The sequence below is a fragment of the Sphingobium algorifonticola genome (genome assembly GCF_004005485.1).
GTDB lineage: Bacteria > Pseudomonadota > Alphaproteobacteria > Sphingomonadales > Sphingomonadaceae > Sphingobium > Sphingobium algorifonticola.
Window position 1 is genome coordinate 1 of record NZ_RZUL01000004.1, and the last position, 23,914, is coordinate 23,914.

A 23,914-nucleotide genomic window follows, 5' to 3' on the forward strand; every position below is an offset into this window, starting at 1 on the left:
TTGGTTCCTTCGACTTGTTGAGGTCGAGGGAACCGTAATTATCTGGAGTGAAATCATGGGAAACCGAAGGAAACCTGCGCCTCCCGCCACCACGCTCGACATAAACTGCGACTGCAAAGAATATGTGTAATGTTGAGCTCAACATTACAGGAATTCGCGGGGGGAGAGATCTATTTCGAGTGCTTCACGTTCCGCATCGGAGAGATCAGAGAGGCGGCGGTTGAGCATGGCTTCGGCGGTCGAGACGAGTTGCACTACAACAGCGTTGCCGTCGGCAAGTGCCGTATCAATCGCAGGCAGCAGACTCGGCAGCTTCATGGATAGAAGGAGCTGCGCGAAGAAGCGCTGCTTGGTGCCTTCAAACACCGAAAACGCAGCTGATTTGGCACCTGAATTGAGTGTCTCGCCACTGTCAGTGTCGACGATCCGCGTTGCCTCGAGAGCTTCGCGCAGGTTGGCATGAATGATTGCCCAGGCGTCTGCATAGGCGTCATAAACCGCTACTTGGTCGGGGGTCAGGCAATGCTCGAGAATCTCGTACTCAACTCCGGCGAATGAGAGCGCCCTCGCCGCATACAGCCCCAGTGACTTCAGATCGCGCGCAACCAGTTCCATTGCAGCGATACCGCCATCGCGGATATCTGCGACGAAGGCTTCGCGATTGGCAAAAGCCGTCTCGGGACCCCACAGGCCAAGACGGGTGGCATAGGCGAGATTATTGACGTCGGATGCCCCGGTCGCCGAAGCGTAGAGCACGCGGGCGCGCGGCAGCAGATTCTGGATGCGAACACCGGCAATGCCCTGCTCCGATCCTTTGACATTGCCACGTGAGCCCTCCCCGCCTGCGGCGTTGGCCATCGCATGGGCTTCGTCAAAGACGATGAGCCCGTCAAAGTCCTCCCCTGCCCATTCGAGAATCTGATCGAGCCGGGTCGCGTCGCTTCGACCCGAACGCAGTGTCGGATAAGTCACGAAGAGTATGCCCTCGCGCATCCCGATCGGGACACCGAGCTTCCATTGGCCAAGGGGCTGGACGTCGATGGGAAGGCCGCCGAGCGCGCTCCAGTCGCGGCGGGCATCTTCGAGCAAAGCTTCGTTTTTGGAAATCCAGATGTGGCGCCGTTCGCCCCTCACCCACCGGTCGAGGATGACGGAAGCGACCTGCCGTCCTTTCCCTGCACCAGTTCCGTCACCAAGAAAGTAGCCCATGCGGTAGGCGTGCCCCTCGGCGCTCGCCTTCAAGGCGCAGCCCTTGTCGTCGGGCTCAAACCGTCCCGGCAGATCGCGGGCATGCGCGCTTGCGGCATAGATCAGGGTCTCGGCCTGCGCAGCGGATAGGACGCCCCCAGCAATGAGGCTCGACGGAAGCTGAGGCACCACTTCGGGCACGGGTGCGGTGATCGAACCCATCGCAACGGATTCGACTAGGGGGGTCGGATGCGGGACAGCATCTGCAATTGAGATCCGGCTCGGCCGGTAGGGCAAATAATGCCCAACCTGGCTTTCGATCGGCGCAGGTGCTTCGAGCGGAGTAAAATCAAGCGGCAGGATCGACGGCGCCGCATTGGTTGGATGGACCTTAAGTGGAACTGGTTTCGTCTTGTTCGCAACCAGCCGAAGCGGCAATGCTGGCTTGATGCCGATGCTGGGTCCCGCGGGCAGGCTTACCCGGTCAGGGAGCATATCGATCAGCAGATGAAGCTCGGCAAAGTTTGCCGGCTGGGCGATGATCGGGCTGGTACCATCCTCAGCCTTGTCGAGAATCAGGAGCCGGGTTGAGATTGAGGTGCCCTGCTTGATGAAACCGCGCTCGATCGTCGCGTTGAGGTGAAACGAGAGGGGACCTGCGATCCCGGCGAGGAATTTCGGAAGCTCGAACCATTCGGGCATCACTGCGACCAGGCGGCCACCGGGCAGAAGGCGCTTCCAGGCAGAACGTAAGTGCCGGTCGCCAGTGCGGCTATCGTGGCCCCTCTCGATACCGTGTGAATATGGCGGGTTCATCAGCACCACGCTCGGACCCACGTCGGGCGTCAGAAGTTCGTCGATCAGTTCCCCGTCAAATCCCGTAACTGTCGCTTCCGGAAACACGACGCCCAGGCATTCACGGCGCAGCGGCGATATCTCGTTGAGAGCAAGACGCGCAGTTGCCTTTGCTGCCCATACGCCCAGCATTCCGGTCCCGGCCGACGGTTCGAGAACCAGTTCAGCGGCAGAAATCGCGCATGCCTTTGCAGCCATCCAGGCCAGACGGGGCGGCGTCGCGAATTGTTGCCACTCGATCTGCTCGTCGCTCCGGTTGGACTGGGTCGGGACCAGACCTTCAAGGCGCGTGAAAGCCTCATCGGCAAAGCTGGATGACATTGCAGGTGAGAATTCAGTTGCCTGCGCCAGGAACAGCACCTGCGCCAATTCAAGTGCGGCATGGGCATCGCGTACGGACCAGCGTCCTTCGGCGTCGCTACCGCCGAAGTGATCGGCCATTGTTGCATTCACAGTGAGCCGTGAAATTGCTTGATCTGCAGCGAGCCGCGCGGCCAGCGCCCTCGCCGCTGCCAGCACTTGCGGCTCGGCGGGATCGGAGAATGCGAAAGCGTTATTTGCGTGTGACATGAGAGACCTCCTGAAGAGGCCCTGGGTTTGTCCGGGTGTCCGTTCGGATGGATCCGCCCTGGGGCCTCACAAGGCCCCAAGCCCGCTTTCCTCTCACCGGCATTCAGACCGTAGCTCGGACTGAGCGCATGAGCACATCATTCCAGTCGTCGCCGGTTAGCTCCGGGCGCCTGGTGACAATCAGCCGCCCTTCGCAAGCGTAAGCCTCGCGCGCGCGCTCCTCAGCAAGGTGCCCGCCCGCATCATTGTCGACAAAGAGATACAGCTGCCGCACCGATTCCGGGATGGTGGCCAGGCCGAAGCGTTCGTTTCCCAGCGTCGCCCAGCAGGGAACATTGAACATTTGCATCGCTGAGAGGGCCGTTTCGTTTCCTTCTGCGAGGCCAAGGCGCCCCCCATCCGGGTACGCAAAACGCACCGCGCCAGAACCGGGGCTACCTAATGCACGCCTGGGCTGATCGAAAGAAGCCAAGCTGGTTTTGTCGAGGTCAAGGAAGGAGCGGTGGAGCGCCAGAATTCCGGCATCATTGCGCACGGCCGCCACCATCGCGGGTAGAAACCGGACAGCACCCTTTGGCCCCAGCGGCATATGCGGGTGGAAACGCAGCTCCGGCGAACCAATCTTGATGCCTCTGGACACGAGGTACTTCTCGGCGGGGCTGCCAGCGATGTTCGACGCCTCACGCCAAAGCCTCAGCGCATTGCGATTGGCGACTTCCTCGCGCGGTTCGGCCACGATCGGACCACTCGTGCCATCGAACAGATCCGCAATTCGTATTCCGAGCCCGGCCATGGCTTCTATCACCGCCTCGTTCGTGCAGCCGGCAAAGCAATGAACAAGAATTGCGCGCTTTCCGAGTGTGATGCTTAGCGAAGGAGTCCGATCGTCGTGGGCCGGGCAGCAGCACATTCCGCGCGAACGCGACCAGGCACCGCCCAGCTGCTCGACTATCTTGCGCGCGCGGTTTTCCAGTTGCAGACCTTGGAATTGGGATGATCGGTGTTGGTGCATGGGGCATCTCCATCGTAACGTGCCTCCACCCGCGCAGCCTCCGCTCTGCGTCGCTGACGTTTCATTTTCCTACATCAGATGTTCTATATATGTTCTTTCCCGATTCGACCACCAAAGGATTCGGGAATGAGACTGAAATGGGCAGTAGTTGCAGGGGCAACGACAGGACTTGGGTCCGTCCTCCCCGCTCACGCGCAGGAGATGGAGCCCCCTCAGATGACCGTTGCCTCGGAGTTGACGACCGACGGCTTCCGCGTTGTAGAAGGGACTGATGGCTTCCTTCTCGTCGAACACGGCATTTGGAGAAAGCCTCCAACGGTCTCGTCCGAGCCGCCGGCTGCCGATACGGGTCGAACCTATCTGCCCTATCGATATCCAAAGCCCCAAGGCAGCGCGCCATCGGGTTTCCGTCGGGCAAGCTACCTTCCTCATGTTTACGCTGCTGAGGCTCAATACTCGCTACCAAGCGGCCTTCTCGACGCTCTTGTATGGACGGAATCACGATATAATCCGATGGCCATCAGCAAGGCCGGGGCCGCAGGTTTGGGGCAATTGATGCCAGGGACAGCGCGGGACCTTGGCGTTTCAAATCGCTTCGATCCCAAGGCGAACATCTTGGGTGCGGCCCGATACCTACGCCAGATGCTGGACAAGTTCGGGGTAGTTCATCTGGCCCTCGCTGCCTACAACGCAGGTCCAGGTGCCGTCGAGCGCGCAGGCGGTATTCCTCGCAATGGCGAGACGCCGGCCTATGTGCGCGAAGTGCTGCGCCATTGGCGTTTTTGAACGGGGGGTGTTGTGAGCGCGGGTCGAATACGCGTCTCGGGAATTTTAAGCCGCGGTAGACGCGGGATGTTCCTGACCACGACAGACGAAGTCGTCTGGATCATCGAGAGCGAAGAACCCGAATGCGAATTCGTCGGATCAGCGGTGATTGTCGAGGGGGTTGTCGCAGGTCGAGATCGTTTGCGCGCAGACTGGATTGGACCGGTCTGATCGATGCCATAGTTATCAGGCTGCGCGCTTCCCTGCCTTCTTGATGTCGATCACCTTCCCGCCGCTCAGATAGTCAGCCCAGTCCTGCATCATCCGGCGCCGGGGAGCCAGATATTCAGCGGCATTGTAAGCTCCACGCACGTCGTTTTTCTCCGAATGCGCGAGCTGTAGTTCGACCCAATCCTCATGGTATTTCCTGATCCACATGGGCGGCTTGCCGAACTCGACCAACTGCTCATTGGCCCAGGTGCTCGCCAAGCCCCGGAAGCCGTGTACGGTTTGGCGACTGTGGTATCCGAGGCGATAGAGCGCGTAGATCATTGTGTTCTCTGAAAGCGGCTTGTTCGGGCCGTTACCCGGGAAGAGAAACTCGCCAGGCGCTGCTGCTATCATAGATTTCGCGATGTGCGTTGCGTGCTGCGAGAGGGGAACCAAATGCTCTCGTCCCATCTTCATTCGCTCGGCCGGTATGCGCCAGACAGGTGATTTGCCGCCGAGGTCTTCGAACTCGGATTTGGCGGCGAAGCGGAGCTCCTTCGTTCGAACCCAAGTCAGGAGCGCAAAGAGAACTGCGTCACGGGTGATTGAGGACCGTCGTTCGCCATCTTCCTGGTAGGCATGCAGCTTCTCGATGAATGCGGGCAATTCGCTGAGCGGCAGCCGGCTCATATGCTTCACTCGTGGTCGCGGCTTTAGCGCCCCACGCAGATGTGTCGTCGGATCATTCGAGGCCAGGCCACACGCGATTGCGAACTGGAAGACTTGCCCAACCCCTTGCTTCGCACGCCGGCTGATATCGAGCGCGCCTCTTGCTTCGATTTTGCGTATCATTGCCAGGACGTCGGGCGCCGTGATTTCATGCACGAGTTTCTCGCCGATGGCTGGAAACACGTCCCTTTCCATGCGCGACCAGACGCGTTCGGCGTGCGCGGCATTCAACGCGCTCTTTCGATTTTCATGCCAGCGCTTTGCGACATCAAAGAAAGTGGCACCCTCCTGCGAGATCACTTCCCCCTTGGATTTCGTTGGATCCTTGCCCTCGGCTAGCAACGCCTTTGCGGCTGTGCGCTTGGCACGCGCGGCAGCTATCCCGAGATCTGGGTAAGCGCCGAACGAGAGCAACTTCTCCTTGCCCGCGAAGCGGTACTTCATCCGCCATAACTTTGACCCGTTCGGCTGTACGAACAGGAATAAGCCCTCCCCGTCGGCCATCTTGTAGGCGCGCTCGCGTGGCTTGGAATTTCGGGCCTGAATCTCCGTGAGAGGCATTGGGGGTATCGCTCCTTTCCGATACTCCGCGAAAATACCCCCAAAATACCCCCACACCAAATCTGGCTGCATGTGGAAGACCATGGGCGCATGCGGACGCGAATCACCCGCAACCCTCTGCTTTTCTTTCGATTTTTGGAAAAATGCGGAAGCTAGTGGAAGCTTCCGGATCAAGGAATGGTAGCGGAGGAGGGACTTGAACCCCCGACACGCGGATTATGATTCCGCTGCTCTAACCAGCTGAGCTACTCCGCCCCGGTGCCGGCTGAATGCGTCACATCAGCACGGATAACAGGCCATCCAGGCGCAAGCGCCAAGGATGAGGCGGCGCTATACGCAGCCTTGCCGTGGTGGTCAACAGCGCGTTGGGATGCCGCCCTGCCCTTTTGCGATGCACGGCGAATATCGGTCGGCTTCCATCTCCCCCTTGTCATCGCGGGGCGGGCGGGCCAAGGACGGCAGCAAATCAAGGGCAACGGACGGGATGACCGATGAGCTATTATGATGTGCTGATCGCGGGCGCCGGGCACGCCGGTGCGCAGGCCGCGATACAGTTGCGCCAGATGAACTTTGCCGGAACGGTCGGCATGCTGGGCGACGAGGCCGAGCCGCCCTATGAGCGTCCGCCCTTGTCGAAGGAATATCTGGCGGGCGACAAGCCCTTCGAACGCATCCTCATTCGCCCGCACGGTTTCTGGGCAGAACGATCCATCGATCTGATGCTCAACAGTCGCGTCAAGAAAGTCGAGCCGGAGGCACGTCTCGTAACCCTCGGCGACGAGAGCGAAATCGGTTACGGCAAGTTGATCTGGGCGACCGGCGGAACGCCGCGGCTACTCTCCTGCCCCGGCGGCGATGCCAGTGGCATCCACTATGTCCGCCGACGCGAGGATGTGGACGGAATCATGGCGCGCCTGCCCGATGTCGATCACGTCGTGGTGATCGGCGGCGGCTATATCGGCCTGGAGGCGGCCGCCGTGCTGACCAAGCTGGGCAAGCGCGTGACCTTGCTCGAAGCCCTCGACAGGGTGCTCGCGCGCGTCGCGGGCGAAGATCTCTCACGGTTCTACGAGGGCGAGCATCGCGCCCATGGCGTCGACCTGCGCACCAGCACCATGGTCGAGAGCATTGCCTGCACCGATGGCCGGGCAACCGGCGTCAACCTGCAGGACGGAACGCAAATCGGCGCCGACATGGTGATCGTAGGGATTGGCATCGTGCCGGAAACCGGGCCGCTGATCGCCGCCGGGGCGAGCGGCGGCAACGGTGTCGATGTCGATGCCTTCTGTCGTACCAGCCTGCCGGACATCTATGCCGTGGGCGATTGCGCAGCGCATGCCAACAGCTTCGCGGGCGGCGCGCAGATCCGGCTCGAATCGGTCCAGAATGCGAACGATCAGGCCAAAGTCGCGGTGCAGCATATCTTGGGACAGGAAAGCCCCTATGCTGCGGTCCCATGGTTCTGGTCCAACCAATATGATCTGAAGCTTCAGACCGTTGGCCTGTCATCAGGCTATGACGCCAGCATCCTGCGCGGCGATCCTGCGACGCGCAGCTTTTCCGTGCTCTATCTGAAAAGCGGCAAGCTGATTGCGCTCGATTGCGTCAACATGGTGAAGGATTATGTGCAGGGCCGCGCGCATATATTGTCCGGCGCACTGCTCGATCAGGGGCAACTGGCCGATGCGACCGTTCCGCTCAAGGAAGTCGGCCTTGCCTGACTGCTTCAGCCGCGAAAGCGGTAGCGAACGATAGCTTCCCACGGACCGCCGCGATACCACCATGCCGCAAGCCCGACGATCGCGAACGGCCGGGGGACGAAGGTAGCGCGCAATGTGTCAAAAAGTGCCCGCGACGCCTGCGGCGTCACCTTGTTCTGGATCGTGACGTGCAGGCGCGGCCGGGCGGCATCCTGCGGTGTCAGCATGCCATGAAATGCATCGGCAATGTCCTGCCGCATTGCCATGAGGTCGGCACTGTCTATCCGAAAGGCGACGCCCCGCCCCAGATGCAGCACATCGGCGAGCATCGCCCGCGGTGGCGGCTCTTCGGCGCACAGCCGCGCCAGCTGGGCGCATATCTCCAGCTCTGCAGACGGCGGCAAATGGTGGAACAAGGTGACATGCGCCGACAGCATATTGCGCTCCGGCGGGAAATGCTCCCGACGCAGATTGTCCGCCCAGGCGAAATCGGCGTCCCCCATGGTTGCCGTCACGATGATGGGGTCCGTCATCGATATGTCTTTCGCTGCTGTAGGAGGCTATGTCGATAGCCGTAGATATGGGGAGGGAGCCAAGGCGATGCAAAAGAGTTTTTACGTGCTGGCCGTGCTGGCACTGCTGTGGAACATCATGGGAGATGCCGCCTATCTTATGCAGGTGACGATGGATCTTGACGCGTTGGCGCGGACCGATCCGTATCAGGCGCGCCTGTTCGCGGAAATGCCGGTCTGGGTATGGAGCGCCTATGCCGTGGCGGTGTGGGTCGGCACATGTGCCGCAGTCTGCCTGCTCCTGCGCCGCGCAATCGCTGTGTTCCTCTATGCCGTGTCGCTGGCGGCCGTGCTGATACAGTTCGGCTACAGCTTCGGCGCGACCGATCTTCTGGCGGTGAAGGGTGTATCGGCGGCGATCTTTCCGGCCGTCATCATCCTGCTAACCGCGGCACAAATGGCTTACGCCCAGCACCTCAAGAAACGCAGCTGGCTGAAATGAGGCATGGACTTCGGCACGTAAACCAAGTGTAACCCGCGCCGCCGCTGATAAGCCATTGATTTATGGTCGGGGAGACAGGATTCGAACCTGCGACCCTCTGCTCCCAAAGCAGATGCGCTACCAGGCTGCGCTACTCCCCGACTGGGTGCCCGAACGCGGGCTATCCTGGTTGGTGGGCCCGGCAGGACTTGAACCCGCGACCTAGCCGTTATGAGCGGCCAGCTCTAACCAACTGAGCTACAGGCCCAACCGACTGTGCCGATAGCCGAGGGTCAGGCGGCTTGGCAAGCAGATTGGCGTGCGGTGCCATCGGCTGCGGGAACGGCGGCCAGAAACGCCGCCATCGTCGTCGCCGTCACGCCGCGCCGCGCCAGATGCGCCAGCACCGCCCCCCACCAACGATAGAATGCTTCAAGGTCCGCCGCGTTGCGGACATAGGGCGTATGCCCCGGCTCCAGCGTCGGCGAATGGAAGCTGAAGTTGAGCAGTCGGACGCCGTCGGCGAGCAGGGCATCGATCGCCGCGATCGCGTCCCGCGCACTGACCCCCTCGGGCGTCAGCGGCACGCGGCTGAGCAGGCCCGCCCTCGCCAGACCGCCGCTGATCCGCCCCAGTCCCCGCGTCGCGCGGTGCAGTTGTGCACCGTTGCGGCGCAGGCGCCCCACGAACGCCGTGGACAGCGGCAATTCGACGAGATTGCGCATCGGGCCGACGCGATAAGGCGTGACGGGCAAGCCTTCGAAATCGGGGCCATGCTGATGCGAATAATTGAAATGGCTGCGCACCGAACTGTCGATGCGGAAACCGGCATCTTCCAGCAGACGCGCACTGTTGGGGCCGACGCCATAGCGCCCTGCCCGGTAGATGGTCGGTCGCGTGCCAAAGGCATCATGGAAGCGCAGGCACAATGCGTCGAGCTTGGCCCGCTCGACTGCTTCGGGAAGAAAGCCGACATAGCTGTTGGCAGCCGTCACCGCCTCGACATGCGGCGGATTGACCCAGGGATGCAGATGCGCGCCGATCTCCGCCGCGCCATCGTCCCGCCACTGTGCCAACATCTGCGATGCAGCGGGGCTGTCTATCACCGGATAATCGGCCACATAAACGGGTTTGACGCCCGCCGCCGCGAACCAGGCCTGACCACGGGCCATGCCGGTCAGCGCCGTCACGCCATGGCCGGTGCGGCTGAACGGCGCATCCCAGTCGAACTCCTCCTCGGTATCGACGAATAGCGCAAAGCGGGTGCCGAAGCATGGATCGAGAGCGATATGATCCTGCGGCAGAGGCGCGCGGAGCAGGCCTCCGTCATGATCGCGATCGGCTGAAAACTGTCCGGTCATGCCGCCTGATTAGCCCGCAAAGGTTGCCAGAGCGTTTTCAGGGCGCGCCGGTTTCCAGATCGGCCATGCCGGCGGCAGGCAAAGTGAGGCGGAACCGCTCCGCCTCGATATCGAACGCGCCACCCGCGCCGGACGCAAGACTGCGGATGAGCCGAAGCGAAAAACCCAGACCCAGCAGCGATGCATCGGGCCAATTGCTGTCGTCCGACGCGAAACCGGGATCGAGCAACGCCGCCTCGTCCATGCCGCGCAACGACGTCGGACGGTCCATGGCGAGCGTGATGCGCCCGCCTTCGCCATCAGGCTGCATCCAGCAGGCCCCGGTCACGGCCTCGTCCGCGGGCGCAACGGAAAGCAGCATGCGCAACAGATGCTGGATCATCCGCTCGCCCTGCACCGGATCGACCCGTACCGGCGGCAGATCGCGTGCGACGGCGATATCGATACGCTGCGCGGCGGTATCGGCCCCGTAATAGGCGACGGTCTTCGCAATCAGCAATGCCGTATCGACTGGCTCGGGCTTGCTGGCCTGGTCCTCACGAGCGACGCTGGCGGCAAGGTCAAGATCGTCGAACGCGGTCAGCAGATGCCGTGCATTGGCGACAATCTCTCCCGCCATATGCCGATAGTTTTCCGGTGCGGGGCCGAACAGCTGCTGCTCGATGATCTCGGCAAAACCCATGATCGCGTTGAGCGGTGTACGCAGCTCATGCACCAGCTGCCGGACCGAGTCGCTCGACAAGCCGGCGAGCGGAAGCATATCATCGGCCCGTCCGACCGAGCCTGATATCTCGTGCAGATGGGGGCGTCGCGCCTGTCCGCGATAGCCCTGGAACCGGCCCGATCGCGGATCGAAGAACGGGACGGCGGACAATCGCCATTCTCCGTCCAGCGCCCCGCCGACAATCACCAGCCGCCCATTCTGAAAGCCGCCGCGCCGCGCGAAAGCGCCGGAGACATGCGCGTCCGGCCCGCTGACACCGGGCAGCGCAGGCGCTCCGATCGACAGGCCGATCAGCGCGGTCCGCGGCCCCTCGTCGATCCAGACGATGCTGCCTTGCGCATCGGTTTCGAAGGCAAAGGCACGGACAGCTGGACCCGGATCGACCGCCGGGGGTGGCGGTGACGCATCGCCCGGCCTGGCACGATGGAAGCTGGTGAACTGTTCGATGCGATCGACCAGGCGACGGATCTGGCTTTTGTCCTCAGCCTCGCCGGTCGCAGGACTGGCCGGGGCGCTGTATGCCGGGGCACTGCCCTGCCCTGCTTCCTCCACCGGCTGTGCCGCCATGTTTGGCGTCAGCAGCATGACCTGCTCGCCCGCTTCGCCCAGAACAAAGTCGGTCGCGCCGAAACTCTCCAGTGCCCGCCGCGTCACAGGCCCCATGTCGCGTCGCCCGCGCAGGACGCCGCGCGCCACCGGACCAAGATGGGGCAGCAGATCGGGCCAAAGACCATCGGGCAGATTGGCACGAGCCATTGCCGCCGCGCAGATCGACGGGCGGTCCTGCGCGAAAAAGCGCACCAGAGTCGGCGATCGCAGCCGTGTGCCCAGCTCGACCACAGAAGCGATACGCTGGGTCTCGCTGACGGCGCTGCGCAGCGTTTCCATCCGCGCCACCAACTGGCCGATGTCGCCCGGATCGACGGCGGTGCGGTCCGCGCGGTCGTTCTGCGCGAGCAGATCGACGCATTGCCGCCAGAGCGTTACCGCTCCGCTGCCTTTGCCGTCTGCGGCCAGCACCGTCTGCATCAGATCGTTGAAACGCACGCGACTCCCCGGCGGCCCTTGCCGCACTTGCTCTTGCAGGTCCGGATTAGGCCGCCGAGGCGGAAAGGGAAAGGGGGATGCCGCCAATCATTTGCGGTCGTTGCATAGTGGGACAATTGCATTGGTCTGAAATATAATTATGATGTGACGCACAAACCGGAAAGGAAATTAGCAGCTTATGGCTGGCGCGAATATTGACGACATCGACATGCAGATCCTGGCGGAGCTGCAGGATGATGGCCGCATGACGAATGTCGATCTGGCCCGCAGGGTCGGGCTGACGGCGCCGCCGTGCCTGCGTCGCGTCCGTGCCCTCGAAGACAATGGCGCGATCAAATCCTATCATGCGGTTGTCGATCCCGCCACGCTCGGGTTCACAATCACCGTCTTTGCCATGGTCAGCCTGAAAAGCCAGGCCGAAGCAGACCTCAAGGCATTCGAAGATCATGTCGCGGGCCTGCCCGAAGTGCGCGAATGCCATATGCTGAACGGCGAAATCGATTTCATTTTGAAGGTGGTATCGCGCGACCTTCAAAGTTTTCAGCAGTTTCTGACATCGCATCTGACGCCTGCACCCAATGTGGTGAGCGTCAAGACGTCGCTTACCATTCGCACTTCGAAAAATGCGCCCGGCGTACCGTTGCGGAGCGGCTGACGTCGCTCAGGCGGGCAGGACCAGTTCCTCCGGCAGAAGCTCGGTATCTACCTGAGCCTGCATGGCGGAGGAATAGCGTGGCCCTGCGACCGCGCCGGGGGTGAAGATGGCATCGACCGCGGCCAGTATGTCGGGTGCGAAGCTGTGGGTGGCAGCTGCCAAATCCTCGTCCAGATGCGCGATGCTGCGCGTTCCGGGGATCGGTACGATGTAGGGCGCGCGCGACAATACCCAGCCGAGCGAAAGCTGCGCCGCCGTTACCCGGGCGTCGGCGGCTAGCGCGTTGAAACGGTCGATCAATCGCCGGTTCTGCGAGAAATAAGGCTCGACGAAGCGCGGCATGGTCCCGCGAATATCGCCGTCCGCATAATCCGGCGTCGCAATGGCCGCAGCCAGCATGCCCCGGGCGACGGGCGAAAAGGCCACGAAACCGATGCCCAGATCCCGGCAGGCATCCAGGACCGCCACTTCGGCATTGCGCACCCAGGGGGAGTATTCGGTCTGCACCGCTGCGACCGGATGCACCGCATGCGCGCGGCGAATGGTGGCGGCGGACATCTCCGATAGGCCGATCGCGCCGATCTTCCCGGCTTCTTTGGCGCGCACCAGCGCACCGACCGACTCTTCAATCGGCACGGCCTTGTCGAGCCGGTGCAGATAATAGAGATCGATATGGTCGGTGTTCAGGCGGCCTAGTGCCTGGTCGAGAGTGCGGGCAATCGATTCCGGTCGGCCGTCCAGTCCGCGCTTGCCCTCGAACATGTCGAGCACGCATTTGCTCGCCAGCGTGAACTCCGCCTTGCGGCGCATCACGGCCTTGCCGATGAGCCGTTCGTTCTGCCCGCCACCGTACAGCGCAGCCGTATCGAGAAAGCTGACACCCGCGTCCAGCGCATGGTTCAGCAATCGTGCACCTTCCTTCTCAGAGGGCGGAACACCATAACCATGACTGAGATTCATGCAGCCAAGGCCGATGGCGGAAACGGTGAAGGGACCGATCGTACGGGTCGGGAGCGTCATGGAAATCCTCTGGTTCGCGAAACTCAGCGCACCTTATGTGTGCCCTTGTCCCGGTCAACCTTGCAACTGCCTTTCGAGGTCGCCGAGCACGCGATAGCAATCCAGCACCTGCCCGACCGCGCTGTTCGGTTCGCGCCCTTCGCGAATGGCGGCAATAAACTCCCGGTCCTGCAACTCGATCCCGTTACTGGACACCGCCACGCCGGTCAGATCAACCGGCTCTTCCTTGCCGGTTACCAGATCGTCATAGCGGGCAATATAGGTGGCACTGTCGCCGATGTAGCGGAAGAAGGTGCCGAGCGGCCCGTCGTTGTTGAACGACAATGACAGGGTGCAGATCGCGCCGCTCTCGCTCTTGAGCTGGATAGACATGTCCATCGCGATGCCCAGTTCGGGATGATGTGGCCCTTCGACGGCGTTGGCCTGCACGATCCGGCCCGCCTGATAGGCAAACAGATCGACCGTATGGGCGGCGTGATGCCACAACAGATGATCGGTCCAGCTCCGCGGCTCCCCCTTCGCATTCATGTTCTTGCGGCGGAAGAAATAGGTCTGCACGTCCATCTGCTGGATGTTCAGTTCCCCAGCGACAATGCGGTTGTGGACATATTGATGACTGGGGTTGAAGCGGCGGGTATGGCCGACCATGCAGGTCAGGCCGGTTTGCTTCTGCTTCTCGACGACGGCAAGGGCATCCGCCCAGCTATCGGCGAGCGGGATTTCGACCTGCACATGCTTGCCAGCATCCATGCAGGCGATGGCCTGCCGTGCATGCATCTGGGTCGGCGTGCACAGGATGACGGCATCCACATCGTCGCGGGCTAGAGCCTCGTCCAGATCCGTCGTGGCATGCACAGCGCCATATTTCGCGGCAACCGCCTGCGCCTGTTCAAGACGGCGGCTGACGATCGATGTGATCGTCACGCCTTCGATGTTCCTAAGGCCATCGAGATGCTTTTCGCCAAAGGCGCCAGCACCGACCAGAGCTATTCGCATGATTTTCTCCAGGACATATCAGCCGACAGGTTCAAGCACGATGTGCCCGACCGCGGTGTTGGAAGCGGGGACATGATAATGGCGGTGCAGCGCGCGCACATCCTTCCCCAGTGCGCCGCGCATGATGAGCCACATCACCATTTCGATTCCCTCGGACCCGGTTTCCCGCAGATATTCGATATGCGGTATATGGCGCAGCCGCTGCGGATCGTTCACCAGGTCGTCGAGGAAACGGTTGTCCCATTCCGCGTTGATCAGGCCGGCGCGCGGCCCCTGCAACTGGTGGCTCATTCCGCCGGTGCCCCAGATCTGCACGTTCAGATCTTCGGGATAGCTTGCCACGGCTCGCGCGATTGCCTCCCCCAGCGCATAGCAACGGTTGCCCGACGGCGGCGGATAAGTGACGACATTAACGGCCAACGGGACAACCCGGCACGGCCACACATCCGGCTGTCCGAACATCAGGCTCAGCGGTACGGTCAGACCATGATCCACATCCATGCGGCTCACCATAGTCATGTCGAACTCGTCGAGGATGCAGGATTGCGCGATATGCCACGCCAGATCGGGATCGCCGATGACGTCGGGTACCGGGCGCGGTCCCCAGCCCTCGTCCGCGCTCTTGTAACGTTCGCCACAGCCAATGGCGAAAGTCGGGATGAAATCCATGTCGAACGCGGTCGCATGGTCATTGTATACCAGTATCACAACATCGGGCTTTTGCGCCGCTTCCCATGCGCGGGTCCATTCGAAACCGGCAAAACAGTTGTGCCAATAGGGTTCTTGCGTGCGGCCATTGTCCATCGCGGCACCGAGCGCGGGAACATGGCTGCACGCGACGCCTGCCGTGATGCGTGCCATCAATAAGGCTCCTTCTTCGATCGCTGCCCGACCGGGGAACGACCGCCCGCGATCATCATCGCCTGATAGTCCTCGGCGCGCATACCCGTCATCGTTCCAACCGCCTGGAGGAAGCTGATTTCGTCGGTGGAGAAGATCTTCGCCAGGAAATAGATGTTCCCGCCTTCGTCCAGCGCCGCATTATAGTCGCGGTCAAGCACGGCCTGCTTCTGCGCCTCGGTCATCGGCCATTCGTCCAGATAAGCGCGCTCGCCTGCCTTGAAACGGTCGCGATTTTCAGGCTTCATCAGCGACATGCAGAACTGATTGAGCCAGTATCCCTTTCGTGCGCGCGCCGTCGTGAACACGCGTGTGCCGGGGATATCATCCAGCTCGGCCAGATATTGCTGGATGTCGGTCGGGCCGCTCACCGCCCCTGCTCCTTGAGCAGCGCGTCCAGCCTAGGGAACACCCGGCGGGCATTGCCTTCGAAAATGGCTTGGCGCTGCTCGTCGGTTACGTCGAGCGCATCGACATATCGCTTGGTGTCGTCGAAATAATGGCCGGTCTGGGGGTCTATACCGCGTACCGCGCCCACCATTTCCGATCCGAACAGGATATTCTTGCTGTCGATCACCTTGGCCAGAAGGTCCACACCCGGCTGATGATAGACGCATGTATCGAAGAATACATTGTTCATGACATGGGTATCGAGGTTCGGCTGCTTGAGCATGTCGGCAAGGCCACGATAGCGACCCCAATGATAGGGCACGGCGCCGCCGCCATGCGGAATGATGAAGCGCAACGTCGGAAAATCCCTGAACAGGTCGCCCTGGATCAACTGCATGAACGCGATGGTATCGGCCGCGATATAGAAAGCACCTGTCGCATGAAGGGATGGATTGCAGCTACCCGACACGTGGATCATCGCCGGCACGTCCAGCGCTACCATCTTCTCGTAAAAGGGATACCAGTAACGGTCGGTCAGCGGCGGATGCGCGAAATGGCCCCCGCCCGGATCGGGATTGAGGTTGCAGCCGATAAAGCCCAGTTCGGTAACACACCGTTCCAGCTCGGCGATGGACCCGGCAAGGTCGGCCTTGGGCGATTGGGGCAGCATGCAGACGCCGGCAAAGACATGCGGATACAGCCCCACGACGCGCGCGATCAGATCGTTGCAGGCCCGCGCCCAGGCGATGCTGACACTTTCATCCCCCACATGATGCGCCATGGTCGAGGCGCGCGGCGAAAAGATCGTCATATCCGCGCCCCGTTCCCTAATGAGGCGTAGCTGGTTCTGCTCGATCGTCTCGGCAATCTGGTCATCGGAAATGACGGGATAAGGCGGCGGCGTTCCACCGTTTTTGAATGCCGCCTTCTGCGCATCGCGCCAGATATCGTGCGCTGGCGGTGCCGTGGTATAGTGGCCGTGGCAATCGATCACCAATGTCATGCCGCCTTGTCCTCGCCCTGCTGCTTAACGTTGATACGCGCAATCTTGCCTGCCAGCCCGTCGGGCACGGGCTTCACGCCCAGCGTGCCGATCGCTCGCTGCCGCACCACGGTTCCTTGTGTCATGACCGCACCGGTGCCCAGCTCTTCCAGCGTCCGAACAACCTCTTCCATTTCTGCGGCGCGGCGCAGGCCGTGCAGAAGCATCCGATCGAGATTATAATCGGCCCGTTCGGACCAGCCGATGGCTTTCTCGCTGGCATCGAGCGACGCCAGCACGTCCTCCAGCACGCCCGCAGCCTGGGCCGCGAGCATGCATTCGGCGGTCAGGGCCTCCAGCCCCTTTACCATGACCGACCGGATCATCTTGATCGCCGACGCACGCCCGACATCGACGCCCTTCACCGTGACATGCACAAACCCAAGCTGACGAAGTGCTGCCGCACCAGCCTCCCCCTGCGCGCCACTGACGAGTAACGGAACATGAAGCCGCGCGGGATGCACCGGGGCCATCACCGCAACGTCGATATAATGGGCGCCCGCAGCCGCAATGGCCTCTGCCGCTGCGCGCTTGGTTTGCGGCGCGACGCTGTTCATGTCGCAATAGAGCGCACCGGGCATGATATGCCGCGCCGCCGCCAGCGCCACGGCAAGGGCCTGGTCGGCAGTCACCAGCGAAAGGATCAGATGCTGCCCCACCACCGCCTGCGCCAGAGTATCGGCGCGTGAAATGTTGCAGCGGGCATAGTCGCGGCGTTTCGCGACGCAGAGCATCGGGTCGTCGGTTGCGGCATCGAACGCAATCGCCGACACCGACCATGCGCCCGCAAAGGCTTGTCCGGCCTCGCCGAATCCGATCACGCCTGCGCTGACATCCTCTGTACCCATGACGGCGGCTCTACCGCCGCGCCATAGCGTCTATCCAATAGATACCGACGTCAGGCTATTCAGTTTCCGGAAGTATGTAGTCCGCCGAGCGAGCTTTCAGCAGATCGATGAAGCGCGCCTGGCTCGCGGTCGGTCGCCAGCCGGTGCGCGTCGTCAGGCCGATGACGCGCCGGGTGTCGGTCAGCGGCGCGCCGACCATTGCGAGCATGCCGGCCTCGACTTCAAGCGCGACCTGGTCGGGCGAAAGCAGCGTCAGAAAATCGCCTTCCAGTAACAGGCCGCGGAGCATCATCACCGATCCGCATTCGATCATGACCTGCGGCACGGGCATTCCGGCGGTGGTGAACAACGCTTCCCAATGCCCCCGCAGCGGGGTCCCGGCCCGTGCGATCAGCCAAGGATAAGCCGCCAGCGTCGCGATCGAAGGTTGCCCGGCTTCGCGAAGCGGATGCCCGGCCCGTGCGAACACCGCCAGCCGATCGGTGAACAGCGGCACCTGCTCGACATCGGCGCCGGGTGCCGGATCGCGCAGGGCACCGACCAGAATGTCCAGCTCGCCGTCGCGGAGCGGCTCGATCAATTCGCTGTGCGATCCTTCCGCAATATCCAGCGCAACGCCGGGAAAGGCACGATGGAAATCCGCGACCGCCGTCGGCAGCAATCGGGCGCGGGCCAGCGGCATTGCGCCGATCGCGATGCGACCGCCGTCCGTCCCGTCCAGCGCCTGCATGTCGGCGATCGCCGCCGCGATCTCGCCGATCGCCAGCCGAAAGGCGCGCGCCAGCCGCAGGCCTGCCTCGGTCATCGCCACCCCCCTGCCCCGCCGCTCGACCAGCATGACGCCGCACAATCGCTCGACATCCCGGACCGCGCGGTGCAGCGCGGGCTGCGACAGGCCGGTGGCGTTCGCGGCGGAGACAAAGCCGCCTTCCTTGCGCAGCGCAATCAGTGCCCGCACCTGCACCATGGTAATCAGCCTGTCTGGCCGCATGAAGCCGCCCGCTGCGCCACGCCGAATGTGACGCATGGCTTCGGCAAGATGCTGCGCCGATGCTTCCATCCGCGCCGCCAATATCCCGCCGGCGGGCGTCGCGGTCATGCCGTCGGGCCGGCGATCGAACAGCGGCTGGCCCAGTTGCCGTTCGAGTTGCGCAAGCCCCTGCGTCAGCGCGGGCTGCGACAGGTTGATCTCACTGGCCGCGGCGCTCACGCTGCCCAGCCGGGCGACCGCCAGCACGGCGCGCAGATGGCGCAAGTTCAGGGCAAAGACGTCGCGGCTCATGACGATCACATATAGCAAGAACTTATATCTGTTCCGCAACTTCCGAATTGTGCGCCTGTCGGCATGCGGTCACGCCGCAATTCCACATTGATGTGCAGGAGGAACAGGCATGGCGGGTATCGTCGTACAGACTATCGCGCGCACGGATATCGCGATCGTCGACGGACTGGCGCAATGCGGGGTCGCCACGGTCCATGAGGCGCAGGGACGGACCGGTCTGCTCGCACCCTATATGCGGCCCATCTATCCCGGTGCGCGCATTGCGGGCAACGCTGTCACCATATCCGCGCCTCCGGGCGACAACTGGATGGTGCATGTCGCGATCGAGCAGCTTCGCGAAGGGGACATCCTGTTGCTCGCGCCGACCAGCCCTTGCAGCGACGGCTATTTCGGCGATCTGCTCGCGACATCGGCGCAAGCGCGCGGCTGCCGGGGTCTCGTGATCGATGCGGGGGTGCGCGACGTGCGCGACCTGAAAGACATGCAGTTTCCCGTCTGGTCGAAGGCAGTGCATGCCCAGGGGACCATCAAGGCGACGCTCGGATCGGTCAACGTGCCGGTCGTCTGCGCCAATGCACTCGTCAATCCCGGCGATGTCGTGATCGCGGACGACGACGGCGTGTGCATCGTGCCGCATGCCGATGCTGCCGAAGTGCTCGCGAAGGCGCGGGCGCGCGAAGCGAATGAGGAGACGAAGCGTCAGCGCCTCACCGCCGGGGAACTGGGTCTCGACATCTATGACATGCGCGGAAAACTCGCTGACATGGGGCTGAAATATGTCTGACGGCACCCGCGTCATGTGGATGCGCGGCGGCACATCCAAGGGCGGCTATTTCCTGAAAGACGATCTGCCCACAGACATCGCCGCGCGCGACGCCTTTCTGCTGCGCGTCATGGGATCGCCGGACGAACGTCAGATTGACGGCATGGGCGGCGCTGATCCGCTGACGAGCAAGGTCGCGGTCGTTTCAAAATCAGCGCGCGAGGGCGTGGACGTCGATTATCTGTTCTTACAGGTGTTCGTGGACAAGCCACTGGTGTCGGACAGCCAGAATTGCGGCAACATATTGGCCGGAGTCGGCCCTTTCGCTATAGAACGCGGCCTCGTGTCGGCGCAGGATGGCGAGACGCGGGTCACCATCTTCATGGAAAACACCGGCCAGATCGCCGTGGCCACGGTGCGGACGCCCGGCGGCATCGTCCGCTACACCGGCGACGCCAGGATCGACGGTGTGCCCGGCACCGCCGCCCCCGTTCCGCTGGCGTTTCGCGACACCGCGGGTTCCTCCTGCGGCGCCCTGCTGCCCACCGGCAACGCTGTCGATATCGTCAACGGTGTGCCAGTCACGCTGATCGACAATGGCATGCCCTGCGTGGTCATGAAGGCTGTCGATGTGGGCGTGACCGGTTATGAAAGCCGGGACGATCTTGATGCCGACGTGGACTTGAAGACCCGGATCGAAGCGATCCGCCTTGCGGTCGGTGCACGCATGAACCTGGGCGACGTTACCGAAAAGTCGGTGCCCAAGATGATGCTGGTTGCGCCGCCCCGCCATGGCGGTTCGGTCACGGTGCGCAGTTTCATCCCGCATCGCGCCCATGCCTCGATCGGCGTGCTGGGTGCCGTAAGCGTGGCGACGGCCTGCCTGATCGCTGGATCGCCCGCCGCGGAAGTCGCAGCGGTGCCGCCGGGCCATCGCAAGACGATGTCGGTCGAGCATCCGACCGGCGAAACCACATGCGTGATGGAACTGGACGACGCAGGCAATGTCACCAGCGCCGCCATGCTCCGGACCGCCCGCAAGCTGATGGATGGGGAGATTTTCGCATGAACGATCGCATCACAAGCTGGCATGCCAACCCGTCGAAGCCGCATTATACGCCGCCGCCCGGCGCGGTCGACGCGCATTGCCATGTGTTCGGGCCGCAGGCACAGTTTCCCTTCAGTCCAAAGGCCAAATATCTGCCGGAAGACGCCGGGCCGGACATGCTGTTCGCGCTGCGCGATCATCTGGGCTTCGCGCGCAATGTCATCGTGCAGGCAAGCTGCCACGGCACGGACAATGCCGCCACGCTGGACGCGATCGCGCAATCCGGGGGCAAGGCGCGCGGGGTTGCCGTGGTGCGACCCGACATCGGTATGGAGGAACTGGGCGCGCTGCACAAAGGGGGCATCCGTGGCGTCCGCTTCAATTTCCTCAAACGCCTGGTGGACGACGCACCAAAGGACAAATTTCTGGAGATCGCGCATCGCATTCAGGCGCTCGGCTGGCATGTCGTCGTCTATTTCGAGGCGGACATATTGGATGAGATGATCCCGTTCCTGCGCGCCATTCCCACGCCCATCGTCGTCGATCACATGGGCCGCCCCTCGATGCAGGAGGGGCCGGATGGCAAGGAAATAAGCGCCTTCAGGCAGTTGCTCCGCGACATTCCGACCATGGGGACGAAGGTCACATGCCCCGACCGCCTCTCCGCCCGGCCTGATCCCTGGGACGATTTCGCGCAGGTCGTCGCCCCACTCGTCGCCGAGTTTCCCGATCGCGTCCTGTGGGGCACGGACTGGCCGCATCCCAATATGCAGGATAATATCCCGGATGACGGCCATCTGGTCGACATGATCCCGCGCATCGCGCCCACGGCGGAATTGCAGCACAGGCTGCTCGTTACCAATCCGATGCGTCTCTACTGGCCGGAGGAAGCGATATAGCGCGCGGCACCATCATCGGCTAACGCCCGTGCAGCAACACAGGGAGTGCCCGAGGATATGGCCGGACGCTATTTCGACCAGTGGGAGGTGGGAGACAGGCTGACCCACGAAATCCGTCGCACAGTGACGGAGACGGACAATCTGCTGTTCTCCACTATGACGCACAATCCGCAGCCGCTGCACATCGACGCGGAGGCCGCACGCGCGTCCGAGTTTGGGCAAATTCTCGTCAACGGCACCTTCACTTTCGCGTTGATGATCGGCCTTTCGGTCGGCGATACGACACTGGGCACGCTGGTCGCCAATCTGGGCTACGACAAGCTCGTCCACCCGAGGCCCGTGTTTCTGGGCGATACCCTCCGCGCGGAAAGCGAAGTGGTGGAACTGAAGGAAAGCCGGTCGCGCCCGAACGCGGGGATCGTCACCTTCGCCCATCGGTTGCTGAACCAGCGCGACGAAATAGTGTGCCAGTGCCTGCGGATGGCGCTGCTTCATAAGGTCCCGACAGCATGAAGCTCCGGTCGCTGCTGTTCGTCCCCGGCGATCGCCCGGATCGCTTCGCCAAGGCGGCGGCAAGCGGAGCGGATGCGCTGATCCTCGACCTTGAAGATTCGGTCGCCGCCGCGAACAAGGCGTCGGCGCGCCACGCAATCGCGCAATGGCTGCGTCAACCGCGCGACATCCCGGCGTTCGTACGAACGAATCCGCTCGACAGCGGCCTTGTCGCCGAAGATCTTGCGGCGATAGGCGACGGCGATCCCGACGGCCTGATGCTGCCCAAGGCCGAAGGCGCAGCGTCGGTCGAGGCATTGCTTGCGATGCTCGGCGGACGCCAAATCCCGATCCTGCCGATTGCATCGGAAACGGCGGCGGCGGTGTTTCAGTTGGGCAGCTATGCCAGCGTGGCGCGCCATCTCGCCGGGCTGACCTGGGGGGCAGAAGATCTGCCCGCCGCGATAGGCGCGGCCACCGCGCGCGAAGCCGACGGCAGCTATACCGCGCCCTATCAGATGGTGCGCGCCCTCACCCTGTTCGGTGCCCATGCCGCCTCCGTGCCCGCAGTCGAAACGGTATTCCCGGACATCAGAGATAGCGATGCGCTCGCTGCCTATGCCGCGCGCGGTCGCCGCGACGGCTTTACCGGGATGATGGCGATCCACCCCGCACAGGTTCCCGTCATCAACGCCGCCTTTGCCCCCACGGACGCGGAGATCGCCCACGCCCGCGCGATTGTCTCGGCGTTTGACGCCAATCCCGACGCAGGCGCGCTGCAACTCGACGGGCGGATGATCGACGCGCCGCATCTCAAGCAGGCGCAGCGGCTGCTCGCGCAGCTTCCGACGGAATAGCGCCTATCCCACCCGACGCCCCGTCCAGATGACGCGCCCGACGATGTCCACCAGCGCCGGGTCGATATCCGTCCAGTCGGGATAATGCCGGTTGTCGCTCAGCACCGAGAAACGGCCCCGCTGGGGACCGAGCGCCACGCGCTTGACCATCAGCACGTCGTCGAGCCGCAGCACATAGATGCCGTCGCGCAGGCGTTCCGCGCCGTCGGCGCGATCGACCATGATGTCGTCGCCATCGCTGAGGGTCGGTGCCATCGACTCGCCGTCCACCCGAATGATCGACAGGCCGTCGGCTTTGACGCCCAAGCCTCGCAGCCAGACGGGATCGAAAGCGAACGCACCCGATGCCTGCTCGTCATCATCGAGAGACCCTGCCCCCGCCGACGCACCGAGCGCGAGGCGCGGCACGATCACCACCGGCGGCGCGGCGCGGCGGCGTGACGGGGCGCCATGCAATGGCGCATCCTGCGGCCCGCCGAGCAGCCGCTCATCCACGCCGAAATAGCGCGCCAGCGCCCGCCGGTCTGCTTCGTCCAGCTTTCGGGGGGTTCCGCGCTTGATATACTGCTGAATATACGCGGGATTGCGCCCGAGCATCTTCGACAATGCCTCGTACCGCTCACGCCGGTCGGCGATGAGGCGGGCAAGCGCCTGGCGGGCGGAAAGTTCATCCATAGCCGATGCTATAGTGGCAGGATTTTTCCTAGACAAGTAGGAAATTGCCAATGAAATAGGAAAAATCCTGTCAAGCGCGAGTCCCGGCCGGGAGCACGTTTGGGGAGGCACAAACACAGATCGAAAGGATCCCGCACGTCATGACACTTCTTCGCACGATCGAACGCTTCCTGCGCGATCATAACATTCCCCCTACCCGGTTCGGGCGCGAAGCCGTGCGCGATCCCCGGCTGGTGCTGGACATGCGGCGCGGTCGCGAACCGGGACCACGGATGACGGCGCGCGTGGAACATTTCATGAACAAATATGGGAAGGATATGGCCCGATGAGCG

Annotated in this window: 25 protein-coding genes and 3 tRNA genes; 11 read left to right on the forward strand and 17 right to left on the reverse strand. The window is 62.8% G+C overall.

The window, feature by feature from the left end:
• Nucleotides 1-144: 144 nt before the first annotated feature.
• Together ENE74_RS12115 and ENE74_RS12120 are read right to left on the reverse strand one after the other, a co-directional pair.
• Nucleotides 145-2,613 carry a strawberry notch-like NTP hydrolase domain-containing protein gene (locus ENE74_RS12115; protein WP_127691206.1) on the reverse strand — a complete coding sequence of 823 codons (2,469 nt, stop codon included), beginning with the start codon at nt 2,611-2,613 and terminating at the stop codon, nt 145-147.
• 103 nt (nt 2,614-2,716) lie between these two features.
• The gene (locus ENE74_RS12120; protein WP_127691207.1) at nt 2,717-3,625 is read right to left on the reverse strand and encodes a DUF7146 domain-containing protein; all 909 of its coding nucleotides are present in this window, start codon (nt 3,623-3,625) and stop codon (nt 2,717-2,719) included.
• A gap of 216 nt (nt 3,626-3,841) precedes the next feature.
• On the opposite strand from ENE74_RS12120, the gene ENE74_RS12125 reads away from it, so the two are divergent.
• Nucleotides 3,842-4,411 carry a lytic transglycosylase domain-containing protein gene (locus ENE74_RS12125; protein WP_241241973.1) on the forward strand — a complete coding sequence of 190 codons (570 nt, stop codon included), beginning with the start codon at nt 3,842-3,844 and terminating at the stop codon, nt 4,409-4,411.
• A 12-nt stretch (nt 4,412-4,423) separates the two neighbouring features.
• Nucleotides 4,424-4,621, forward strand: coding sequence for a DUF5818 domain-containing protein (locus ENE74_RS18520; protein ID WP_046902796.1), 198 nt, complete (start codon nt 4,424-4,426; stop codon nt 4,619-4,621).
• 15 nt (nt 4,622-4,636) lie between these two features.
• On the opposite strand, the gene ENE74_RS12130 is transcribed toward ENE74_RS18520, so the two are convergent.
• Complete coding sequence (locus ENE74_RS12130; RefSeq protein WP_127691209.1) at nt 4,637-5,890, reverse strand: tyrosine-type recombinase/integrase; 1,254 nt, start codon at nt 5,888-5,890, stop codon at nt 4,637-4,639.
• A gap of 178 nt (nt 5,891-6,068) precedes the next feature.
• Nucleotides 6,069-6,145: transfer RNA gene (locus ENE74_RS12135), tRNA-Met, on the reverse strand.
• Nucleotides 6,146-6,381: 236 nt separating this feature from the next.
• Between ENE74_RS12135 and ENE74_RS12140 the strand changes: the two genes are divergently transcribed.
• Nucleotides 6,382-7,611 (forward strand): NAD(P)/FAD-dependent oxidoreductase, encoded by a 1,230-nt coding sequence (locus ENE74_RS12140; protein WP_127691210.1) that lies wholly within the window; start codon nt 6,382-6,384, stop codon nt 7,609-7,611.
• Between the two features lie 5 nt (nt 7,612-7,616).
• Here the strand turns inward: ENE74_RS12140 and ENE74_RS12145 are convergent, their stop codons facing one another.
• Entirely contained in the window at nt 7,617-8,123 is a 507-nt protein-coding gene (locus ENE74_RS12145) for a 2'-5' RNA ligase family protein (RefSeq protein WP_127691211.1), read from the reverse strand.
• A gap of 67 nt (nt 8,124-8,190) precedes the next feature.
• On the opposite strand from ENE74_RS12145, the gene ENE74_RS12150 reads away from it, so the two are divergent.
• Nucleotides 8,191-8,604, forward strand: a complete 414-nt coding sequence (locus ENE74_RS12150; protein WP_127691212.1) for a sugar transporter — start codon at nt 8,191-8,193, stop codon at nt 8,602-8,604.
• A 63-nt stretch (nt 8,605-8,667) separates the two neighbouring features.
• Here ENE74_RS12150 and ENE74_RS12155 read toward each other — a convergent pair.
• From ENE74_RS12155 to ENE74_RS12170, 4 genes are all read right to left on the reverse strand, one after another.
• Nucleotides 8,668-8,744 (reverse strand) — tRNA-Pro (locus tag ENE74_RS12155).
• A gap of 30 nt (nt 8,745-8,774) precedes the next feature.
• A tRNA-Ile gene (locus tag ENE74_RS12160) sits at nt 8,775-8,851 on the reverse strand.
• Nucleotides 8,852-8,876: 25 nt separating this feature from the next.
• Nucleotides 8,877-9,944 (reverse strand): polysaccharide deacetylase family protein, encoded by a 1,068-nt coding sequence (locus ENE74_RS12165; RefSeq protein WP_127691213.1) that lies wholly within the window; start codon nt 9,942-9,944, stop codon nt 8,877-8,879.
• 37 nt (nt 9,945-9,981) lie between these two features.
• Entirely contained in the window at nt 9,982-11,715 is a 1,734-nt protein-coding gene (locus ENE74_RS12170) for a sensor histidine kinase (protein WP_241241974.1), read from the reverse strand.
• Nucleotides 11,716-11,893: 178 nt separating this feature from the next.
• Here ENE74_RS12170 and ENE74_RS12175 point away from each other — a divergent pair, with 178 nt between their 5' ends.
• Complete coding sequence (locus ENE74_RS12175) at nt 11,894-12,370, forward strand: Lrp/AsnC family transcriptional regulator (RefSeq protein ID WP_127691214.1); 477 nt, start codon at nt 11,894-11,896, stop codon at nt 12,368-12,370.
• A gap of 6 nt (nt 12,371-12,376) precedes the next feature.
• Here the strand turns inward: ENE74_RS12175 and ENE74_RS12180 are convergent, their stop codons facing one another.
• From ENE74_RS12180 to ENE74_RS12210, 7 genes are read right to left on the reverse strand one after another with little or no spacing between them, the layout of a single operon-like run.
• Complete coding sequence (locus tag ENE74_RS12180) at nt 12,377-13,390, reverse strand: aldo/keto reductase (protein WP_206517701.1); 1,014 nt, start codon at nt 13,388-13,390, stop codon at nt 12,377-12,379.
• Nucleotides 13,391-13,444: 54 nt separating this feature from the next.
• Complete coding sequence (locus tag ENE74_RS12185; RefSeq protein ID WP_127691216.1) at nt 13,445-14,386, reverse strand: Gfo/Idh/MocA family oxidoreductase; 942 nt, start codon at nt 14,384-14,386, stop codon at nt 13,445-13,447.
• Between the two features lie 18 nt (nt 14,387-14,404).
• Complete coding sequence (locus ENE74_RS12190) at nt 14,405-15,247, reverse strand: class III extradiol dioxygenase subunit beta (RefSeq protein ID WP_127691217.1); 843 nt, start codon at nt 15,245-15,247, stop codon at nt 14,405-14,407.
• Nucleotides 15,247-15,657, reverse strand: a complete 411-nt coding sequence (gene ligA, locus ENE74_RS12195; RefSeq protein WP_127691218.1) for a protocatechuate 4,5-dioxygenase subunit alpha — start codon at nt 15,655-15,657, stop codon at nt 15,247-15,249. Before ligA ends, ENE74_RS12190 begins: the two co-directional genes overlap by 1 nt.
• Nucleotides 15,654-16,679, reverse strand: coding sequence for an amidohydrolase family protein (locus tag ENE74_RS12200; protein ID WP_127691219.1), 1,026 nt, complete (start codon nt 16,677-16,679; stop codon nt 15,654-15,656). Before ENE74_RS12200 ends, ligA begins: the two co-directional genes overlap by 4 nt.
• Entirely contained in the window at nt 16,676-17,566 is an 891-nt protein-coding gene (locus ENE74_RS12205) for a DUF1932 domain-containing protein (RefSeq protein WP_127691220.1), read from the reverse strand. Before ENE74_RS12205 ends, ENE74_RS12200 begins: the two co-directional genes overlap by 4 nt.
• Nucleotides 17,567-17,621: 55 nt before the next feature.
• Nucleotides 17,622-18,848 carry a LysR family transcriptional regulator gene (locus ENE74_RS12210; protein WP_127691221.1) on the reverse strand — a complete coding sequence of 409 codons (1,227 nt, stop codon included), beginning with the start codon at nt 18,846-18,848 and terminating at the stop codon, nt 17,622-17,624.
• A 109-nt stretch (nt 18,849-18,957) separates the two neighbouring features.
• Between ENE74_RS12210 and ligK the strand changes: the two genes are divergently transcribed.
• From ligK to ENE74_RS12235, 5 genes are read left to right on the forward strand one after another with little or no spacing between them, the layout of a single operon-like run.
• Nucleotides 18,958-19,632: a 4-carboxy-4-hydroxy-2-oxoadipate aldolase/oxaloacetate decarboxylase gene (gene ligK / locus ENE74_RS12215; protein WP_127691222.1), complete on the forward strand. Its 675-nt coding sequence runs from the start codon at nt 18,958-18,960 to the stop codon at nt 19,630-19,632.
• Nucleotides 19,625-20,680 carry a 4-oxalomesaconate tautomerase gene (locus tag ENE74_RS12220; protein ID WP_127691223.1) on the forward strand — a complete coding sequence of 352 codons (1,056 nt, stop codon included), beginning with the start codon at nt 19,625-19,627 and terminating at the stop codon, nt 20,678-20,680. Before ligK ends, ENE74_RS12220 begins: the two co-directional genes overlap by 8 nt.
• Nucleotides 20,677-21,558, forward strand: coding sequence for an amidohydrolase family protein (locus ENE74_RS12225; RefSeq protein ID WP_127691224.1), 882 nt, complete (start codon nt 20,677-20,679; stop codon nt 21,556-21,558). The genes ENE74_RS12220 and ENE74_RS12225 overlap by 4 nt, the downstream gene beginning before the upstream one ends.
• A gap of 57 nt (nt 21,559-21,615) precedes the next feature.
• Nucleotides 21,616-22,071 carry a MaoC family dehydratase gene (locus ENE74_RS12230; protein WP_127691225.1) on the forward strand — a complete coding sequence of 152 codons (456 nt, stop codon included), beginning with the start codon at nt 21,616-21,618 and terminating at the stop codon, nt 22,069-22,071.
• Nucleotides 22,068-22,907, forward strand: coding sequence for an HpcH/HpaI aldolase/citrate lyase family protein (locus tag ENE74_RS12235; protein WP_127691226.1), 840 nt, complete (start codon nt 22,068-22,070; stop codon nt 22,905-22,907). Before ENE74_RS12230 ends, ENE74_RS12235 begins: the two co-directional genes overlap by 4 nt.
• Before the next feature lie 3 nt (nt 22,908-22,910).
• Here the strand turns inward: ENE74_RS12235 and ENE74_RS12240 are convergent, their stop codons facing one another.
• Nucleotides 22,911-23,582 carry a S24 family peptidase gene (locus ENE74_RS12240; RefSeq protein WP_127691227.1) on the reverse strand — a complete coding sequence of 224 codons (672 nt, stop codon included), beginning with the start codon at nt 23,580-23,582 and terminating at the stop codon, nt 22,911-22,913.
• A gap of 140 nt (nt 23,583-23,722) precedes the next feature.
• Here ENE74_RS12240 and ENE74_RS12245 point away from each other — a divergent pair, with 140 nt between their 5' ends.
• Nucleotides 23,723-23,911 (forward strand): hypothetical protein, encoded by a 189-nt coding sequence (locus ENE74_RS12245; RefSeq protein ID WP_127691228.1) that lies wholly within the window; start codon nt 23,723-23,725, stop codon nt 23,909-23,911.
• Nucleotides 23,912-23,914 lie beyond the last annotated feature (3 nt).

What these genes read in the sequence shown, in the direction of transcription:
- ENE74_RS12125 (WP_241241973.1), top strand. Translation starts at nt 3,842, where the DNA reads ATGACCGTTGCCTCGGAGTTGACGACCGACGGCTTCCGCGTTGTAGAA.
- ENE74_RS12150 (WP_127691212.1), top strand. Translation starts at nt 8,191, where the DNA reads ATGCAAAAGAGTTTTTACGTGCTGGCCGTGCTGGCACTGCTGTGGAAC.
- ENE74_RS12205 (WP_127691220.1), bottom strand. Translation starts at nt 17,566, where the DNA reads ATGGGTACAGAGGATGTCAGCGCAGGCGTGATCGGATTCGGCGAGGCC.
- ENE74_RS12175 (WP_127691214.1), top strand. Translation starts at nt 11,894, where the DNA reads ATGGCTGGCGCGAATATTGACGACATCGACATGCAGATCCTGGCGGAG.
- ENE74_RS12140 (WP_127691210.1), top strand. Translation starts at nt 6,382, where the DNA reads ATGAGCTATTATGATGTGCTGATCGCGGGCGCCGGGCACGCCGGTGCG.
- ENE74_RS12130 (WP_127691209.1), bottom strand. Translation starts at nt 5,890, where the DNA reads ATGCCTCTCACGGAGATTCAGGCCCGAAATTCCAAGCCACGCGAGCGC.
- ENE74_RS12225 (WP_127691224.1), top strand. Translation starts at nt 20,677, where the DNA reads ATGAACGATCGCATCACAAGCTGGCATGCCAACCCGTCGAAGCCGCAT.
- ENE74_RS12180 (WP_206517701.1), bottom strand. Translation starts at nt 13,390, where the DNA reads ATGACGCTCCCGACCCGTACGATCGGTCCCTTCACCGTTTCCGCCATC.
- ENE74_RS12230 (WP_127691225.1), top strand. Translation starts at nt 21,616, where the DNA reads ATGGCCGGACGCTATTTCGACCAGTGGGAGGTGGGAGACAGGCTGACC.
- ENE74_RS12165 (WP_127691213.1), bottom strand. Translation starts at nt 9,944, where the DNA reads ATGACCGGACAGTTTTCAGCCGATCGCGATCATGACGGAGGCCTGCTC.
- ENE74_RS12235 (WP_127691226.1), top strand. Translation starts at nt 22,068, where the DNA reads ATGAAGCTCCGGTCGCTGCTGTTCGTCCCCGGCGATCGCCCGGATCGC.
- ENE74_RS12220 (WP_127691223.1), top strand. Translation starts at nt 19,625, where the DNA reads ATGTCTGACGGCACCCGCGTCATGTGGATGCGCGGCGGCACATCCAAG.
- ENE74_RS12185 (WP_127691216.1), bottom strand. Translation starts at nt 14,386, where the DNA reads ATGCGAATAGCTCTGGTCGGTGCTGGCGCCTTTGGCGAAAAGCATCTC.
- ENE74_RS12210 (WP_127691221.1), bottom strand. Translation starts at nt 18,848, where the DNA reads ATGAGCCGCGACGTCTTTGCCCTGAACTTGCGCCATCTGCGCGCCGTG.
- ENE74_RS12240 (WP_127691227.1), bottom strand. Translation starts at nt 23,582, where the DNA reads ATGGATGAACTTTCCGCCCGCCAGGCGCTTGCCCGCCTCATCGCCGAC.
- ENE74_RS12115 (WP_127691206.1), bottom strand. Translation starts at nt 2,613, where the DNA reads ATGTCACACGCAAATAACGCTTTCGCATTCTCCGATCCCGCCGAGCCG.
- ENE74_RS12145 (WP_127691211.1), bottom strand. Translation starts at nt 8,123, where the DNA reads ATGACGGACCCCATCATCGTGACGGCAACCATGGGGGACGCCGATTTC.
- ENE74_RS12245 (WP_127691228.1), top strand. Translation starts at nt 23,723, where the DNA reads ATGACACTTCTTCGCACGATCGAACGCTTCCTGCGCGATCATAACATT.
- ligK (WP_127691222.1), top strand. Translation starts at nt 18,958, where the DNA reads ATGGCGGGTATCGTCGTACAGACTATCGCGCGCACGGATATCGCGATC.
- ENE74_RS12200 (WP_127691219.1), bottom strand. Translation starts at nt 16,679, where the DNA reads ATGACATTGGTGATCGATTGCCACGGCCACTATACCACGGCACCGCCA.
- ENE74_RS12190 (WP_127691217.1), bottom strand. Translation starts at nt 15,247, where the DNA reads ATGGCACGCATCACGGCAGGCGTCGCGTGCAGCCATGTTCCCGCGCTC.
- ENE74_RS12120 (WP_127691207.1), bottom strand. Translation starts at nt 3,625, where the DNA reads ATGCACCAACACCGATCATCCCAATTCCAAGGTCTGCAACTGGAAAAC.